Raw genomic sequence first — 16,954 nt, 5'->3', positions numbered from 1 at the left:
CTCACGGCAGTGGAACGGACGGGCTGGATTGATGAAGGTGGCATCCCCACCTATGGCGAAAGCTAAAACGAAAGCGTCTTGATGTTTCATCTTATTTTCGGAATTCCATGGCTGGTGGTCGCTGTCCGCTTCATTCAGCCACTGCCCTGGGTTTGGCCGTTGAAGCTCGCCCTAGCGCTGCTGCTTCTCGCCGCTTCGCAATATCACCTCTTCAGTCGCCTCTCGTCCGGTTCGGTGTTCTCGCCTGAGTTTCCAAGACCGCTGATCATCTGCTTCAACCTGCTTTTCGGCTTCATGCTGCTGCTTGCCGTCTTCCAGATTGCGCTGGATGTGGTGTCTTTGGTCTTGATGCTGTTCAAGGGGCACTTCCCGCTGGTGCATGCCGGTGTCCGCTATGGAATGGCCGCTGTTGCTCTGGCTCTCTCCGCCTTCGCCGTGAGCCAGGCAATCCGTGTGCCGCCGCTGAAGGACATCGAGATTACAGTTCCGGGTCTTGATCCGGCTTTCGACGGCTATCAGATCGTCCAGCTGACGGACCTGCATATCAGTCGCCTCTTTCCAGCCTCCTGGACCCGGGCTGTAGTCGAAAAGACCAATGCGCTGAATGCCGACCTGATCGTCATCACTGGTGACCTCATCGACGGCAAGGTTGAAGCGAGAAGCAGCGACATTGCGCCCTTGGCAGAGCTGAAGGCTCGCGACGGCGTTTACACCATTCCCGGAAACCACGAATACTTCTTCGGCTATGAAGAGTGGATGGCCTATTATCAGGGCCTCAACATGACGACACTTGCCAACAGCAACGCTGTTGTCGAGCGCGGTGGCGCCAAGCTTGTAATCGCTGGCGTCACCGATCTTTCATCCACGAGAACGGCGTTTCCCGCGCATGACACTGCGGCAGCACTCAGAGGCGCGCCTGCCGGTGCACCTGTCATGCTACTCGATCACCAACCCGGTCAGGCGGCAGCCAATGCAGCACTGGGGGTTGCGGTTCAGCTTTCCGGCCATACGCATGGCGGCATGGTCATTGGGCTCGATCGCGTGGTGGCGCGCCCCAATAATGGCTTCGTCTCCGGTTTCTACGATGTCGGGCGCATGAAGCTTTACGTCAACAACGGAACGGCACTCTGGCCAGGCTTTGCGCTGCGGCTCGGCATTCCCTCCGAACTGACCAGGATCACCTTGCGGTCGCGCTAAGCCGTTCGGCGGCTTTGCGATCCCAACTGGGTTAAGCGAAAGCCGTCAGTTCAGCTTGTGCGAGCGCAGGAGCTCCAGCTTGTTTCTCGCCTGATAGGCGAGATAGGGCATATCCTTGGCAACATGCACATGCGGGATGAGGATGGTGACCACCGTTCCCTTCCCCTCGCAGGAGCGGATCTTCATCTTGCCGCCGTGGAGCCTGACCAGCGAGCGGGAAATGGCAAGACCAAGGCCCGAGCCGCCTTTGCTCTTGGCATACTGGCTCTGCACCTGCTCGAATGGCTGACCGATCTTGTTGATGGCTGCTGTCGGAATACCGATGCCGGTATCGGCAATCGTCATCATCAAGCCGTTCTCGTGCACATGGGTGCGAAGCTCGACGCGGCCACCCTCGTCGGTGAACTTGACGGCGTTGGACAGCAGGTTGAGCATGATTTGCTTCATGGCACGGCGGTCGCCGCTCATATACATATTCCTGCATAGCCGCTGCTGGATGGTGATGTTCTTCTGCGCTGCTTGAATGGCAGTCAGGCGCAGTGTCTCTTCCACCAAGGGCGCAAGATCGACCTTCTCGCGGTTGATGCGCATATGGCCTGCTTCGATCTTCGACATGTCGAGAATGTCATTGATGACGTTCAGTAGATGTTGGCCGCTATCATGGATGTCGCGGGCATATTCGCTGTATTTCGGCGAGCCGACAGGGCCGAACATTTCGGCGACGAGAATTTCGGAAAAGCCAAGAATGGCGTTGAGGGGGGTGCGCAGCTCATGGCTCATATTGGCAAGGAATTCGGACTTCGCCTTGTTGGCGGCTTCCGCGCGTTCCTTTTCCGCCTGATAGAGCGCGTTCGCATCCGAAAGCTCGGTCTTCTGCCGCTCGAGCTTGTGGCGGGAGGCGGAGAGATCGCCGATCGTTGCCATCAGGCGGCGCTCGGATTCGCGCAGGCGATCCTGGTGGCGCTTCAGAAGCGTAATGTCCGTACCGACGGATACGAGACCGCCGTCGCGGGTGCGGCGTTCGGTGATCTGCAGCCAGCGCTCATCGGCAAGCTGCACTTCCGTGGTGCGCGACAGTCCCGATTGATCGGAGTCCGCCACGCGGCGCTCGACGATCGGGCGGGCTGCCGCACTATAGACGACGGAGCGTTCCGTGCCAGGCACAAGTGCGCTGTCGGGAAGACCATAGGCCTGCTGGAAGTGCGTGTTGCACATCACGAGGCGGTCGTTCTTGTCCCATAGGACAAAGGCTTCGGACGTGCATTCGATGGCGTCGGCAAGGCGCTGATCGGCCTCGGCATAACGCTGTGCCAAACGGTGCTGTTCGGTCACGTCCATGGCGATGCCGATGACGCGCGGGCCGTTTGCCGTGTGGATCACCTGCGCACGGGCGCGCAGCCAGACATAATGACCATGGGTGTGGCGCATGCGGAAAATCTGATCGATCTGGCGCAGATCACCGCAGCCGACTGAGCGTGCCAGCTCATAGAGGTTTCCGTCTTCGGAATGCATCATGCGCGCCGCATCGCTGAAGGAAAGCGGTTCGGTGCGCGGCGGAAGGCCAAGGATTTCGTAAAGCGAGGTGGACCAGAACATGCGGCGCGTGGAAAGATCGAAGTCCCACAGGCCGCAACGACCGCGAGACAGGGCCGTCTCGACGCGAAGGTTGGATTCAACAAAAACTTCGTCGGCGGTGCGCGCCCGCTTCACCTGCATGTAATAGGCATAGAGAATGACGAGCAGGATGGAGGAGATGCCGGCGAAGAGTGTGACATTCATCGCCACTTCGCTGCGCCAGAACGCGCGCATCGGCTCCAAAGACCGGGCCGTAATGATCATGCCGCCATCGGAACCAAGCGGCAGCATCGTGGCGTAATGTGGGGTGTTGTCGATATTCGTTTCGATCGTTCCTGGCGCACCGGGGAATCTGCGAACGATCGCGATTTCGGGAAGCAGGGCAGTCAGCGACGTGCCGACGTAGGATGCGGCATGCAGACCGACGCCACCGAAGACGCGGCCGTTTATCCCGGCCACCAATACGACGGTGTCGTCATCCATGCTGCCGGCGGGGAAGGATTGATTGAGGCGGCGCTCTACGGCTGCCCGGTCCTGCGTGGCTGCCAGGGTCTCAACGCCGGAAAGGGCTGCACGGGCGGTCAGCGCGGAAAGCGCCGTCGTCTGCCGGGCGGCAGTCTCCATGCGGCCATATTCCGCGGTAATCCCGAACATGCGCGATGCTGCGATGACGACCAGAAATGCCAGAATGAGAATGGGGATGAGACGCTTGAGCAGTGTCTCAAGCCTGCGGACCTGCCACAACCTTGCGAGCAGATTTCCGGCTGAAGAGAAGCTCTCCGCCGTTCTGTGAACCAACGCCGCCATTTCAGCAAATCTGGCATACGGTCGCTCATCGCCCGCAGTCGCCCGCCGCACGTTCGTCATTGTCCCGCCTTGATGTCCCTCGTGTAAATTCGAAACGCCGCTGCTCGAATCTGCGCCTAATGAATCAAAGCTGATTCGCCTTGTCCAGAGCTGAAAGTTAAAAGATTTTTAACCCTTTGAACCGACTCGCGCTTTTTTTCGAACGTCCTGAGAGACGGTTTTGACTGCCCTTACGTCAGTTGCGGTCGAAGGCGTCAAGCGCGATTGGCAGGGCTTGCACGACGCAGTTTCCGACGGCCGGGAGGCCGGCAAGAACGGCACTGATAATCTCGTCTCGCGAGGCGCCATGCACCTTGGCTTCCTGAACGTGAAAGGCAAGGCCGCTCTCCAACCGCGCGGCTGCGAGAATGCCAATATAGACGAGACTCTGGGTTTTGCCGTCAAGCGCTGACGCGGTGCCAAGCCCGGCCACGGCCTGTAGCCAGGCTGCGTGGTGGGCGGGCGCTTGCTTGGCGAAACTCTGAAATGCTGGGCTGATGGTCATGTCGCGTCTCCTCTATGCCGATCGATCAGGCAAATCTACGAGAGGAGGGCGATGCTGTTCTTGATCTAAAACAAGAAAAGGCCGGACGTCCGGCCATTTCTCATAGAGAATGGGAGGCTTTCAGCCCTTCAGCATACGCTCGACAATGTCGCGAACATCGGTCGAGAGCCCAGCGCTGCGCTCGATCGTGGTGAGGGCCTCACGCGCATGATCGGCGCGCACTGCCTCGAGCGACCTCCAGGAGCGCATGGAGGTCAAAATGCGCGCTGCCAGCTGCGGATTGCGCTTGTCGATGGCGATGATTTGCTCGGCCAGGAAGTCGTAGGCCTTGCCATCTGCACGATTGAAGCCGGTGGGATTGCCGAAGGCAAAGGTGCCGATCAGCGAACGCACACGGTTCGGGTTGGTGGCGATAAAGTGCTTGGACGCCATCAAAGACGTGATGCGTGCCAATGCGCCGTCACCTGGGATGGCAGCCTGAAGCGTAAACCACTTGTCCATCACCAGCGCATTATCGGCAAAGCGCGTTTCGAATGTCGCCAGCGCTTCGGACGCCTCGGCAGAGTCGGGGAAACGCTGTGTTAGGACACTCAGCGAATAGGCCATGTCGGTCATGTTGGAGGCGTTGGCGAAGGCCTGTGCAGCGCGCTCGGGTGTCTCTTCCGCATAGGACAGATAGCTCATGGCAATATTTCGCAGCGAACGGCGTCCGGCACTTGCCGCATCCGGCGAATAGTCGTCTTTCTCTTCGAAGCTTGAGAAAAGGCTCTTGAAGGTTTCGACACCAGCTTTGGCGACCGCACGCATGACGGCATTGCGCGCTTTGTGGATGGCGTCTGGATCATTGTCCTTGCCCATCTCGCGCGCGACATCCGCCTCGCTCGGCAGAGTCAGCGCTTGGGCGCGGAAGGCCGGTTCGAACTCATCATTGCCGGCGATCTCGATCAGGGTGGAGATGAAGGCTGGATCGACGCTCACCTCGTTGCCCGACCGCACGGCCTGTGTTGCCGCAATCAGGTTCGGCAGGGCAAGGGCCGTCAGTGCCTGCCAGCGCGAGAAGAGGTCTGTCTCGTGACGGGCGATCTGGATGAGGTCGTCCGACGATTGCTCCATATGCAGGTTGATCGGGGCAGAGAAACTGCGGTTGATCGACAGAACGGGTCGCGACGAAATGCCGGTGAAGGTAAAGCGCTGACTGCGTTCTGTCAGATGCAGGACACCGTCCTTGAACTCACCACCTTCAACCTTGATTGGCGTGGCGATCTGACCATTATCCAGAATGAGAGCGGTCGAGAGCGGAATATGCAGCGGCTCCTTGCGGCTCTGGCCGGGCGTCGGTGCAACCGTCTGCTCCAGCGACAGGGTGAAGGTCGCGGACGCCGGATCATAAGCGGTGGAGGCGCTGACAAGCGGCGTTCCGGCCTGAATATACCAGCGGAAGAACTGCGTCAGATCGCGTCCGGTCGCATCCTCGAAGCACTTGACGAAATCCTCAACCGTCGCCGCATCACCATCGTGACGCTCGAAATAGAGGTCGGTTCCTTTGCGAAAGCCGTCTTCTCCCAGGATCGTTGCGATCATACCGGTGATTTCGGCACCCTTCTCATAGACGGTCGTCGTATAGAAGTTGTTGATTTCGCGATATTTATCCGGGCGTGGTGGGTGCGCCAGCGGGCCGCCATCTTCGGGAAACTGTTCCGACTTCAAGTGGCGAACGTCTGCGATGCGCTTGACCGCGCGCGAGCGCATGTCTGAAGAAAACTCCTGATCGCGATAGACGGTCAGACCTTCCTTCAGGCAAAGCTGGAACCAGTCGCGGCAGGTGATGCGGTTGCCGGTCCAGTTATGAAAATACTCATGCGCGATGATGCGCTCGATATTGGCGTAGTCGGCATCGGTCGCGGTTTCCGGATCGGCCAGAACATATTTGTCGTTGAAGACGTTGAGGCCCTTATTCTCCATCGCGCCCATGTTGAAGTCGGATACGGCGACGATCATGAAGATGTCGAGGTCGTATTCGCGGCCGAAGCGCTCTTCATCCCATTTCATGGAGCGTTTCAGCGCATCCATGGCGTAGGTCGCGCGCGGCTCCTTGCCATGCTCGACATAGATCTTCAGCGCGACTTCGCGGCCCGACATGGTCGTGAAGCTGTCTTCGACAACGCCAAGATCGCCAGCGACCAGTGCGAAAAGGTAGCTCGGCTTCGGATGAGGATCGAACCAGGCAGCGAAATGGCGGCCTTCATCATAATTGCCGCCGCCGAGGAAATTACCGTTCGACAGGAGGAGGGGATTGCCTTCCTTGGCCGCGATGATGGTGATCGTGTAGGGCGCCAGCACATCCGGCCGGTCCGGGAAATAGGTGATGCGGCGGAAGCCTTCTGCCTCGCACTGCGTGCAATAGACGCCATTGGTGCGATAGAGACCCATCAACTGGGTATTGCTTTCCGGATTGATGTAATTGGTGACGCAGATTTCGAAGGGGATCTCTTCAGGAAGATCGCGGATCGTCAGTTGCTCTGGCGTCACGTCATATTGCGCCGTCGGCATCTCGATCTGGTCGAGAAGCAGGCTCGAAAGCGTCAGTTCGTCGCCGTCAAGAATAAGCGGCGAGGCCTTGTCGGCGCCCTCGCGGCGATGGAAGATCAGTCGCGCTTCCACCTTTGTGTTTTGTGGGTCCAGTTCAAATGTGAGGTCAACCCGTTCAAGCACGAAATCCGTTGGACGATAATCCGCCAACTGAACAATCTGACCCGTATCTGTTCGCATAACTATTCCCGAATGAACCTTGCTTCTGCCGCTGCCTGACCATCATGCGGGCATGATGGGTGAAAGTAAACTTGTCGACACGCGTCACCATCATGGAGAGGCGGGGGACATGCGTCCCTAAAATACTACCAGACAGAAGTTTTAACCCGCGTCTGAGCATTTCTGATCGGTGCATGATTTCATGAAATGTTGAACGATTACTGAAGCTGCGGACACGTAGAAAGAGAATATCTTGAAAAAGAGGCTCGCTCCGAGCAGCCACAGCCACCCTGGAGCGCCGTTCGTCCTATTGAACGCACAAGGAACGCTCTATCGTCTTTGATCTACGCATCGTGCTTTGCGAAAATCGATTCTGATTTTCGGGCCGATGCTGTAGACGATGGGACCGGCCGGCAGGGTCCGCCGAATCGGTTTACCTCCGTTGGCCAGCATGATCTAATGAACATGAAAGTCGATCTGCTGTGCTGTGCGCTCGGGTCAAACTCCAATCTGCGGGCATCTCGTCTGCAAATCCCGATCGCAAATTCCCATGAGTGCAGATACGTACAATCCCGTCCGGGGTATTGTCCTCAAACTCACCTCCGTCGCTTTCTTTCTTGTCATGCAGACCTGCATCAAGGCAGCCGGGCCGGATGTTCCTGCGGGACAGATCACCTTCTTCCGCTCGGCTTTCGCCATCCTTCCCATCATCCTTTATCTGGCATGGCTCCGCAGCCTCACGCGGGCCTTTCACACAAGCAATTTGTTTGGCCATTTCAAGCGGGGTTTTCTTGGCATTCTGTCGATGATGTGCGGATTTTACGGCCTGACCTTGCTGCCGCTTCCGGAGTTCATTGCAATCGGTTATGCCTCGCCGCTGATGTCTGTCGTCTTCGCCGCCGTGATGCTGGGCGAAACGGTGCGCATCTACCGCTGGTCAGCGGTTGTCGTCGGCATGATGGGCGTCGTCATCATCCTGTGGCCAAAGATGACGCTGTTGCAAAATGGCGGCCTTGAGGCGAGCGAAAGCATTGGGGCTCTCGCGGTTCTGTTTGGTGCCGTCCTCGGTGGACTGGCGATGGTGCAGGTGCGCCAACTGGTTGTGACCGAACGTACCCCCACGATCGTTCTTTACTTCTCGCTGACCGGCACGCTCATTTCCGCCTTCAGCATGCCTTTCGGCTGGGAATGGCTGGATATGAAGCAGGCTAGTCTGCTGATTTCTGCCGGCATTGCCGGCGGGATAGCCCAAATTCTGCTGACAGAAAGCTATCGTCACGCGGAAGTGTCGACCATCGCGCCGTTCGAATATAGCTCGATCCTTCTCGGTATCGGCGTTTCCTACGTGCTCTTCGGCGATGTGCCGACCCTCACCATGCTGATCGGAACCAGCATTGTCGTCTGCGCAGGTATCTTCATCATCTTCCGCGAGCACCAGCTGGGGCTTCAGCGTAAAGCCGCACGCAAGGCCTCGACACCATCCGGCTAATTTCGTCCACCTGTGAATAAACACCTGTGAATTTTAAGAAAAGTTCATGGTCTGACGCAGAAATGTGCTATGTACATTATAGGTTGTGGGTATTGGGTGATGCATCTTGCGTTGGGATTTCAAGCCAGAAGAAAGTGATCAGCGAGGAAGAAATGTCAGCCGCCCTCTTTTTCTTTTAGGGGGACGGCACACTCAATCATTGAGCGTGGAGATGCGCTAATGAGCTTTTCCTATGATAATTTCGTTGCTCATCCAGGTCTTCTAGGCGCGATTCAACACCTGGCGCGCACGTTGCGCGGACGCTTCGATGAAAATCCCCGTCTTGCGCGCCTGCTCTCGGCCCATCAGAAATGGCTGCTGACACAGATGGCGATGGGCCTCAGCGCCGAACAGCGGGCCCATGGTTTCACCGTTGCGCAACTGCGCGAGGTCGTAACCTCAACCGGCGTTGCCAGCCGCAATACCGTTCAGAACTATCTCGATCAGCTTGAGATCTATCGCTACCTCGAGAAGGCGAACCGCTCTGCGGCGACGAGACCCAAGCGGTACCGCGCCACGCAGATCAGCGAGCAGGGAATATTCAACTGGTACCTTGCAAACCTCTCAGCCATTGATGGCATGGACCATGGAAACCGCGCTGCCACGCTGATGGCATATCCCGAGATCGTTGTGCATGCTCAACCTACCGCAGCGCGCGCCTGCCTTGCCGATAAACATTGGGTAGAGCCACCAGCGCGCGTCGGGCTTTTTCAATGGGTGGAAGCGGGCGGTCTCGTCATGGATGAGATCGTCACCCGTGTGCGGGATACGGAAAATGAGCGCATCGATATCGGCTATGTCGACGTCCGAGCACTCGCCGCGACCTTCATGATGTCGCGCACGCATTTGCAACGGCTTCTCAACAAGGCAGCGGAGCAGGGCAGCGTCGGCTGGATAGACGAGACGCCACGCAGCGCCATGTGGCTGTCGCGCGATTTTCTTGGCGAATATTGCGGCTGGCAAGCGAGGAAGTTGACGCACGTGGAAGACGCGTTCTTCGAAGCGAAATCACTGCTACGGGACCAAGTGAACGTGGCGCGGTGAAGCGCGACGGCTCGAGAAGCATTCTCCGCCCGAGAAACGGGTTAGCGCCCACGAATAATCGGGTCTATTGCTCCATTGGGCAGGGCTGCTGCGTAAACTCACCGTCTGAAAATGCAAAAGCGCCTTCCACATGAAAGGCGCCTCATCAGCATGGCAACGCATGCAGACGTGACCGCACAAAGATCGTCTCAGCGTTCGCGAAAGTCTGCAAAAACCGCCGAAGGACGGGTTGTGCGGACCTGCTGCGTCGAAGCACGAGCGGTCAGCTGTTCGTTTGTAACACCGAAACGGTGGTAGCCCTGACTGGAGCGTGGGCCGAGGCCCGCCAGTCGAAGCGTTTCAAAGCCGGAATGAACCGGACGGTAGCGCGTGGTCATTGCCTTGGTTCCTTAAACCTTTTCCTCCCAAGACATGGTTCTTATTGCAGTGCGGCATAGATTCGGCAATCCAACCGAATGCGTCGCTGTTATGCGCCATTTGCATGGCTTTTTTCATAATCTATTTACAATGATCAAAAAGGAAGCATTCATAAATCGCGCAAGCGCGCCTGGAATGCCAATAAATCGTTCCAGGCCAATGACTTACTCGCCGGAGCATTCAAAAGCTCCTGTGGATGCAGGGTTGCAATGGCAGGTGCTGTGCTGGGGCCAACTGCGACATCACGCCACTGTCCGCGCATCGTATGGATCGTGCCGGAGCCGCCAAAGAAAAAACGCGCTGTGAAGTTGCCGAGAAGCAACAGTACTTTCGGCTCGGCCAAAGCGATTTGTCGCTCGATGAACGGACGGCAGATTTCCATCTCCGGACCCGACGGCGAACGGTTGCCCGGCGGACGCCAGGGAACGACATTGGTGAGCATTAGCTTGCTGCGATCAAGCCCGATCGCCGCAAGCATGCGGTCGAGAAGCAACCCGGTCTTGCCGGTAAAGGGAGCGCCTTCCCGATCGTCGTCCGCATCCGGCATGGGGCCGATAATCATGATCCCGGACGAGGGATCACCTTGCGCAAACACCGTGTTGCGGGCACTGTTTTTGAGATTGCAGCCGTTGAAGCTTTCGAGCGCGGTTTTCAGTTCAAGAAGCGATCGCGCGCTCTCGGCCGCGAAGCGTGCAGACGCGATCGCCTGATCGTCCGGCAGTGCAACGTTGACCGGCGCGGGGGGCGCAGCCGCAGGCGCACGGGCAGCTTGCCGGGAAGAGGGGGCGGCCTGATGCGGAGCGCTTCGTATCTCAGGCTGTTGCGGCTCGCTGCTTCTCTGTGGAGCACGCGTCTGACGCCCTGCCGCAAATTCGGCAAATCGATCCAGCGGCTCGTCTTCCAGCAGCCAGTCGACGCCAGCATCCGCATGGAAATGCAGAAGTGCCGCCAGTTCTGCCGGGGAGAGGTCTTGTGCCGAGATCATGACCCGCAAACTAGAGCGTTTCCTTATGAAATGGAAGCAGTTCCGCCAGGCATGTTTCTGCCGGGCTTGAAGCCGATATGCTCGACCGTAGCTTTGGATAGGCCACCCGCCAAACGCCTTTCGATCTGTCGAAACCCGCTATTGCAAAACGCTTCTTATGCCGTCCAGCGCGCAATGTCGCCGCTTTCGCCAATCATCGCCAGACCGTGGGCGATCGAAAGAAGTTCGCCGCCGCTTTCAATCTTGTCGGCGTCGAACCGGCGGGTAAAGAGCTGGCGCACAGCAGGAACGAAGGAGGTGCCGCCGGTGAGGAAGACCTTGTCGATGGCCTGCGGAGCGGTGTTCGTCTTGGTCAGAACCTCATCCAGAGCCTCTTCGATCTTGGCGAGATCGTCGGTAATCCATCGGTCGAAGTCCGACCGTTTCACCATCTTCTTGCCCGCGGCGCCAAGCGGCGAGAAGTTGAACTCCGCCTCTTCCTGCGAGGATAGCGCCATCTTGGTGGCGGAGATTGCCTGATACAGCGGGTAGCCCTCATCATGCTCGACCAGTTCGACGAAGAGCTCAAGCTTTTCCGGTTCGAGTGCCGAGCGCAGCAGCGACTTCAGATCGGAGAACTCTCTGGAGGTCTTGAAGATGGACAACTGGTTCCAACGGCCGAAATTGACATAGTAACCGGATGGCACATCCAGAACCTTGTCGAAGCTCTTGAACTTGCTGCCCTTGCCGATTTCCGGCGACACCAGATTGTCGATCATGCGGAAATCGAAGTGATCGCCCGCAACACCGACGCCCGAATGGCCAATCGGGGTGGCGGAGAGCTTGCCGGCATGCGTCTCGAAGCGGATCAGCGAGTAGTCGGTGGTGCCGCCGCCGAAATCCGCCACCAGAACATTGGCATCCTTCTTCAGACTCTGGGCGAAGTAATAGGCGGCTGCCACCGGCTCGTAAACATAATGGATTTCGGGAAAGCCGGCACGCGTCAGGGCTTCATTATAGCGGGCAAGTGCCAGTGCTTCATCCGGGTTGGAGCCGGCAAAACGCACGGGGCGACCGGCAATCACGGTCGACACATCGTTTTTCCATTCGTCGCCTGCATAGGTCTTCAGCTTGCGCAAAAACACCTCCATCAGATCTTCGAAGCTCTGACGCTTGGCGTAGATCAGCGTGCCTTGAAACAAAGGCGAGGCAGCGAACGTCTTGATCGATTGCAGGAAGCGGCATTCGCCGGCGTTCTCGATGAATTGCTGGATCGCTGCCTGGCCGGCCTCGACATGCAGCGCTGCTGCACCAAGTCCTTTGTCCTTCATGAAAGACAGCGCGGTGCGCATGCTGTCTGTCGTTCCGGCACTGGAGGTGAAGCGCATGGAGTGGCTGCTGCTGCCGGTGTCCGAAAGCGCCATAACTGTGTTGGTCGTGCCAAAATCGAGCCCGAGTGTCCGTGCCATGGAGAGGATCCTTGTCAGTCAACGAGAGAGCATTCCCGGAATGCAGGCATCCGGGCAATAAAAGGCGCGCAACCGCGCCCGCCTGTTTTGAAGAGGGCGCGTGATGGCACAGCGAATTGTGAATGGCAAGCGCGCGGGTGCAGATTTTTCAGGCGTGCTGTGGCATCGCGGCAGCCTTCTCTTTCAGCCATGCGGCAAATGTTGCCATAGCACTGGTGACAGGTCGCGACTTGAGCCGTGTTAGCCAGTAGCAGCCCTTCGACACGTAGACCGGAAAGGGCTGGACGAGATCGCCTGCGGAGAGGTGGCGCTGGAACATCAAGGGAGGGGCAAGCGCGACGCCAGATCCCTGCAGGGCCGCCTCCACCATGGGAACCGAGGAGTCGAAGACGATGCCCTTGATCCTTGGCGAGGCAACGCCAGCCTCGAAAAACCAGTCCGGCCATTCATCGGCGCGATAGGAGCGCAGCAACGTCTGTTGCGCCACGTCATGGGGGCTATTGAGTTGCGTGGCCATGATCGGAACGCAGAGCGCCGAGAGCGGTGCGGAAAACAATTCCTCAGCCTCTGTGTCATGCCAGGCGCCATTGCCGAAGCGGATAGCAAAGTCGAGGCCTTCGGCAGCGATATCGACGCGGTTGTTGTTGGTGGAGAGGCGAATATCTATGAAGGGATAGAGGTCTTGGAACCCGGTGAGCCGGGGCAGGAGCCAGCCCACGGCAAAGGTTCCGACAGCGCCGACGCTCAACACCTCCTGCAGATGCCCGTCCTCGAAACGCTGGAGAATATCGGCCATGCGGTCGAAGGAATCACGAAGCGTCGGCAGGAGCGCCAGGCCCTCATCAGTGATCATCAGGCCGCGTGGCAGGCGCTTGAACAGCGTCGCGCCAACACGCTCTTCGAGCAGTTTGACCTGGTGGCTGATCGCAGTCTGCGTCACGCAAAGCTCGATGGCCGCACGGGTGAAGCTCAGGTGTCGGGCGGCGGCCTCAAAGGCGCGCAGTGCATTCAGCGGAAGGTGAGGGCGAACCATGAAAGATCAGCTCCAGAGGGATGAAGGCCAAGTTTAATTCATGGCTGAAGCCAGATATCATCATTTGTCCCACCCGCGCAAACCACCGTAAGTCTCTTTTATCGAAACTTTAGCGTTGACGCATAGAGGAGATAGTCATGCATCGTCCGATGGTAATGAAGAAGCGAAGAACAGCGGCTTTCGCCTTGACGCTGGCCATTGCGAGCCTTGCTTCGATGGAAACCAAAGCAGCCGAAAAGCTGCATTGTACGGTCGTTCTGGACGCCGAAAGTGGCACAGCTCTCTACCGCGATGGGACTTGCGATAAAGCTTTCGCCCCACAATCCAGCTTCAAGCTTCCGCTTGCCGTCATGGGATACGACGCCGGGATCTTGAGGGACGCGACCAACCCGCGCTGGAACTACAAGCTTGAATGGAAACGACCCAAGCGCGAACAGAAATCTGTCGATCCGACAATATGGGAGCGGGATTCGATCGTCTGGTATTCGCAGGAAATCACCCGGCGATTGGGCAAGGCCAAGTTTGCTGACTATGTGCAGCGCTTCGGTTACGGCAATAGTGATGTCCGTGGAGTGCCAGGACAGACGAATGGCCTGACGGAATCCTGGTTGATGTCCTCGTTGAAAATCTCCGCCGATCAGCAGGTCGATTTCGTGCGTCGCTTCGTCACCGGAAAGCTGCCCGTATCGAAGGAGGCGATCGCGAAGACGGAGGCGATCATTCCGCAGTTTTCAGCCGCAGACGGATGGCAGATTTATGGCAAGACCGGATCGGGGCGCATGCGCACCAAGGCCAACACCTATGATGGCGACTGGTGGCTCGGCTGGTTTGTCGGTTGGGCGCAGAAGGGCGAACGCAAGGTCGTGTTTGCCAGCCTGAATATCGATGATTGGAGAGGCGATGAGCCGATCAGTTTTGCAACCCGCGACGCTTTGATTGCCGATCTACCCAAACGCGTCAAATGACGATTAGCGAAGCGCCCTGCGTGCCACGACGATCAGGATAACGCCGGCAATAGCTGCCAGCGCGCCGCGCAACATCCATGGGCTTTGATTGATCATGAAACTGGAGGCGGGGTAGGGGAAATAGCCGCTGCCCTGTCCGACCCAGACCAGACCCATCAGCACGATCAGAACACCCAATATGCTTAAAATCGTGCGAAGTGCCTGCATGATCGTCTCCCAAAAGCAAAGCCTTTCCGAATGCTATCCGGAAAGGCTTCCAGTTCAAAGCGTTACCTATTGCCGATCGGGATGATCAGATCGACTTTGCCGCTCCACCATCCACGTGCAGCATGGTGCCGGTGATGTAGCTCGCTGGCTGCGAGCACAGGAATGCGCCTGCTGCGGCGAATTCTTCCACCGTACCAAGCCTGCCGGCGGGGATGCTCTTGACGGAGGTTTCACGAACCTCTTCCATGCTCTTGCCAAGGCGCTTGGCGTTTGCGCCATCCAGCTCATCGATGCGATCGGTGTGGATGCGACCGGGCAGCAGCATATTGGCGGTGATACCGAAGCCTGCGACTTCACTGGACAGCGTCTTGTTGAAGCCAACAAGTGCGCCGCGCAGCGTGTTGGAGAGCGCGAGATTTGGAATGGGCTCGAACACGCCGGAGGAAGCAACAGTCAGAATGCGGCCCCAGCCTTGCTCCTTCATCTGCGGGACAAGCGCATTGGTCAGGGTGATGACGCGCAGCACCATGGATTGAAAGAACGTATCAAGCTTGTCAGTGGTGATGTCCTGCGCCAGCCCTGGTGTTGGTCCGCCCGTGTTGTTGACGAGAATATCGATGCCGCCGAGCTTCGTCTTCACCGCCTCGATCATGGACGGCACGAAGGTCTCTTCGCCAAGATCGCCCCAGACCCATTCCGCCTTGCCCTTGCCGAGCCCGTTGATCGTCTTGGCGTTGGCGTCCAGCTTTTCGCCGCTACGGCCCACCATCAGCACGTTGACGCCTTCCTTCGCAAGCGCCGTTGCGATGCCGAGACCCAAGCCGCGAGATGAGGCCAGAACCAATGCTCGCTTGCCGGAAATACCCAAATCCATGACGGTGTCCTTTCATGCTCATGACGATTGCCCACGCTTGTAGCGTCTGCGTCCGGCCCTGAAAAGTGTTCATCGGCTGGGCATTGACCCGTTTGCTTGCGCGGCCTGTTGCGCCTCGGTAAGACAGCCGCGTGAATTTGTGTTTGGAAAGGACGGGCTTGAACGTGTGGAACGAGCGTCAAAAAGTCGAAAACCGCAAAAGTGACGACGCCCGCAGCGAAAGCGACATCGATTATGGGCGGATCATTCACTCCACCTCTTTTCGGCGCCTGCAGAGCAAGACGCAAATCCTCAATCTCGGCGACAGCGATTTCTACCGCACCCGCCTCACGCATTCTCTCGAAGTGGCGCAGATCGCCGCGGGTCTGGTCAAGCACTTGCGCAAGTCCTTTCCCAATCATCCGGTGACGGCTGAACTGCCAGAGCATAGCCTCATCCAGGCGATCGGCAGCGCCCACGATCTCGGCCATCCGCCCTTCGGTCACGGTGGCGAAGTCGCGCTGAATTACTGCATGCGCGTGGCGGCAAATCCGAATGAAGCAGGGCGAAACGGCAATGGCGTTATTACCGACATCGCCAAGGCGGGCTTCGAAGGAAACGGCCAGACCTTACGCATTCTCAGTCGCCTTGAGGCATTTTCAAAAGCCCATGGCGCCAATCTCACGCGGCGCACCCTGCTTGGTATCCTGAAATACCCCGTAGCCTATTCGAAAGCCGCCCATCCCGCGCGCGTGCCAAAATTGCACGACGGACCTTCCACGCTGCGCGTTATCGATACGCAGGCTTCCAAGCCGCCAAAATGTTACATGGATTGCGAGACGGATGTGGTGGACTGGGTGCTTGATCCTCTGCCGCAGTCCGACCGCGATCTTTTCCAGACGGTGACGCGTGAAGACGGCAAGCACGCCAAGTCGCTCTACAAATCGCTCGATTGCACCATCATGGATGTTGCAGACGATATCTCCTACGGGGTCCACGATCTTGAGGACGCAATCGCCATGCAACTCATCACCAGAGATGCCTTCGAGAAGGAGGTGACGGCGGAGGATTGCGAGAGCTTCATCGCGATGCTCAACAAGAATCACAAGGACAAACGCGGCAATGATGTCCATCGCGAAATCGTGGATGGGCTCTTCGGCCCTAGCGGTGATCGCAAAATGTTCATCAGCATGCTGGTCGGTTATTTCATCACGGATGCTCGCTACGTGGACGACGATCGTTTTGAAACGCCGCTCTTGCGTCACCGGGTGAAACTTGGGGACGACAGAGTGCGATTGCTGAAGGCGTTTCAGGATGTCGTGCGCAAACATGTTATCAAAAGCCCGCGCGTCCAGCACATGGAGTTCAAAGGGCAGGGGATGGTCGTTGCCGTCTTTGAAGCGCTCCAGTCCGATCCCGAACGGCTGCTGCCAGACGATGTCTTCCCCCTTTATGAAAAATCAGGCGGGGATTTGCGTGTCATCTGCGATTTCGTTGCCGGAATGACGGATGGCTATCTCATCAGGACCTATGAGCGCCTCTTTTCACCAGGGGCAGGTTCCGTGTTCGACAGGCTTTAACCGGGCTAAGCCCATCGACGCTT

The 16,954-nt window shown here is 57.9% G+C and carries 14 protein-coding genes; 5 read left to right on the top strand and 9 right to left on the bottom strand.

The genetic code is table 11. The annotated features are described in order from the left end of the window. The first annotated feature begins 81 nt into the window (after positions 1-81). Positions 82-1,197: a metallophosphoesterase gene (locus tag AC07U5_RS10455; RefSeq protein ID WP_494722944.1), complete on the top strand. Its 1,116-nt coding sequence runs from the start codon at positions 82-84 to the stop codon at positions 1,195-1,197. Between the two features lie 45 nt (positions 1,198-1,242). Here AC07U5_RS10455 and AC07U5_RS10450 read toward each other — a convergent pair whose 3' ends face one another. The 3 genes from AC07U5_RS10450 to pepN form a co-directional block, all read right to left on the bottom strand. Further along, on the bottom strand, positions 1,243-3,639 hold the full coding sequence (locus AC07U5_RS10450; RefSeq protein WP_112952279.1) for a PAS domain-containing sensor histidine kinase: 2,397 nt from the start codon (positions 3,637-3,639) through the stop codon (positions 1,243-1,245). A 175-nt stretch (positions 3,640-3,814) separates the two neighbouring features. Then, complete coding sequence (locus AC07U5_RS10445) at positions 3,815-4,123, bottom strand: carboxymuconolactone decarboxylase family protein (RefSeq protein ID WP_494722943.1); 309 nt, start codon at positions 4,121-4,123, stop codon at positions 3,815-3,817. A 120-nt stretch (positions 4,124-4,243) separates the two neighbouring features. After that, positions 4,244-6,892: an aminopeptidase N gene (gene pepN, locus AC07U5_RS10440; RefSeq protein ID WP_494722942.1), complete on the bottom strand. Its 2,649-nt coding sequence runs from the start codon at positions 6,890-6,892 to the stop codon at positions 4,244-4,246. Positions 6,893-7,421: 529 nt separating this feature from the next. Between pepN and AC07U5_RS10435 the strand changes: the two genes are divergently transcribed. Together AC07U5_RS10435 and AC07U5_RS10430 are read left to right on the top strand one after the other, a co-directional pair. Further along, positions 7,422-8,360, top strand: a complete 939-nt coding sequence (locus AC07U5_RS10435; protein ID WP_494722941.1) for a DMT family transporter — start codon at positions 7,422-7,424, stop codon at positions 8,358-8,360. A 219-nt stretch (positions 8,361-8,579) separates the two neighbouring features. Next, a complete protein-coding gene (locus AC07U5_RS10430) occupies positions 8,580-9,443 on the top strand; it encodes a hypothetical protein (RefSeq protein ID WP_111847730.1) in 864 nt (287 codons plus the stop codon). 188 nt (positions 9,444-9,631) lie between these two features. Here the strand turns inward: AC07U5_RS10430 and AC07U5_RS10425 are convergent, their stop codons facing one another. From AC07U5_RS10425 to AC07U5_RS10410, 4 genes are all read right to left on the bottom strand, one after another. Next, complete coding sequence (locus AC07U5_RS10425; protein WP_062425727.1) at positions 9,632-9,820, bottom strand: hypothetical protein; 189 nt, start codon at positions 9,818-9,820, stop codon at positions 9,632-9,634. 149 nt (positions 9,821-9,969) lie between these two features. After that, the gene (locus tag AC07U5_RS10420; protein ID WP_494723287.1) at positions 9,970-10,845 is read right to left on the bottom strand and encodes a uracil-DNA glycosylase; all 876 of its coding nucleotides are present in this window, start codon (positions 10,843-10,845) and stop codon (positions 9,970-9,972) included. Positions 10,846-11,000: 155 nt separating this feature from the next. Next, complete coding sequence (locus tag AC07U5_RS10415; RefSeq protein ID WP_494722940.1) at positions 11,001-12,293, bottom strand: Hsp70 family protein; 1,293 nt, start codon at positions 12,291-12,293, stop codon at positions 11,001-11,003. A 148-nt stretch (positions 12,294-12,441) separates the two neighbouring features. Further along, positions 12,442-13,326, bottom strand: a complete 885-nt coding sequence (locus AC07U5_RS10410) for a LysR family transcriptional regulator (RefSeq protein WP_494722939.1) — start codon at positions 13,324-13,326, stop codon at positions 12,442-12,444. A gap of 215 nt (positions 13,327-13,541) precedes the next feature. Between AC07U5_RS10410 and blaOXA the strand changes: the two genes are divergently transcribed. Next, positions 13,542-14,291, top strand: a complete 750-nt coding sequence (gene blaOXA, locus AC07U5_RS10405; protein WP_494723286.1) for a class D beta-lactamase — start codon at positions 13,542-13,544, stop codon at positions 14,289-14,291. Positions 14,292-14,294: 3 nt separating this feature from the next. On the opposite strand, the gene AC07U5_RS10400 is transcribed toward blaOXA, so the two are convergent. Both AC07U5_RS10400 and AC07U5_RS10395 read right to left on the bottom strand, forming a co-directional pair. Next, positions 14,295-14,498 (bottom strand): hypothetical protein, encoded by a 204-nt coding sequence (locus AC07U5_RS10400; RefSeq protein WP_494722938.1) that lies wholly within the window; start codon positions 14,496-14,498, stop codon positions 14,295-14,297. Between the two features lie 85 nt (positions 14,499-14,583). Beyond that, entirely contained in the window at positions 14,584-15,372 is a 789-nt protein-coding gene (locus AC07U5_RS10395; RefSeq protein WP_494722937.1) for an SDR family oxidoreductase, read from the bottom strand. A gap of 164 nt (positions 15,373-15,536) precedes the next feature. Between AC07U5_RS10395 and AC07U5_RS10390 the strand changes: the two genes are divergently transcribed. Continuing rightward, positions 15,537-16,931: an anti-phage deoxyguanosine triphosphatase gene (locus AC07U5_RS10390; protein ID WP_494723285.1), complete on the top strand. Its 1,395-nt coding sequence runs from the start codon at positions 15,537-15,539 to the stop codon at positions 16,929-16,931. Positions 16,932-16,954 lie beyond the last annotated feature (23 nt).

The sequence above is a fragment of the Agrobacterium sp. GW821-FHT02D03 genome (assembly GCF_059421725.1).
This window is presented reverse-complemented; position numbering and strand designations above follow the sequence as displayed.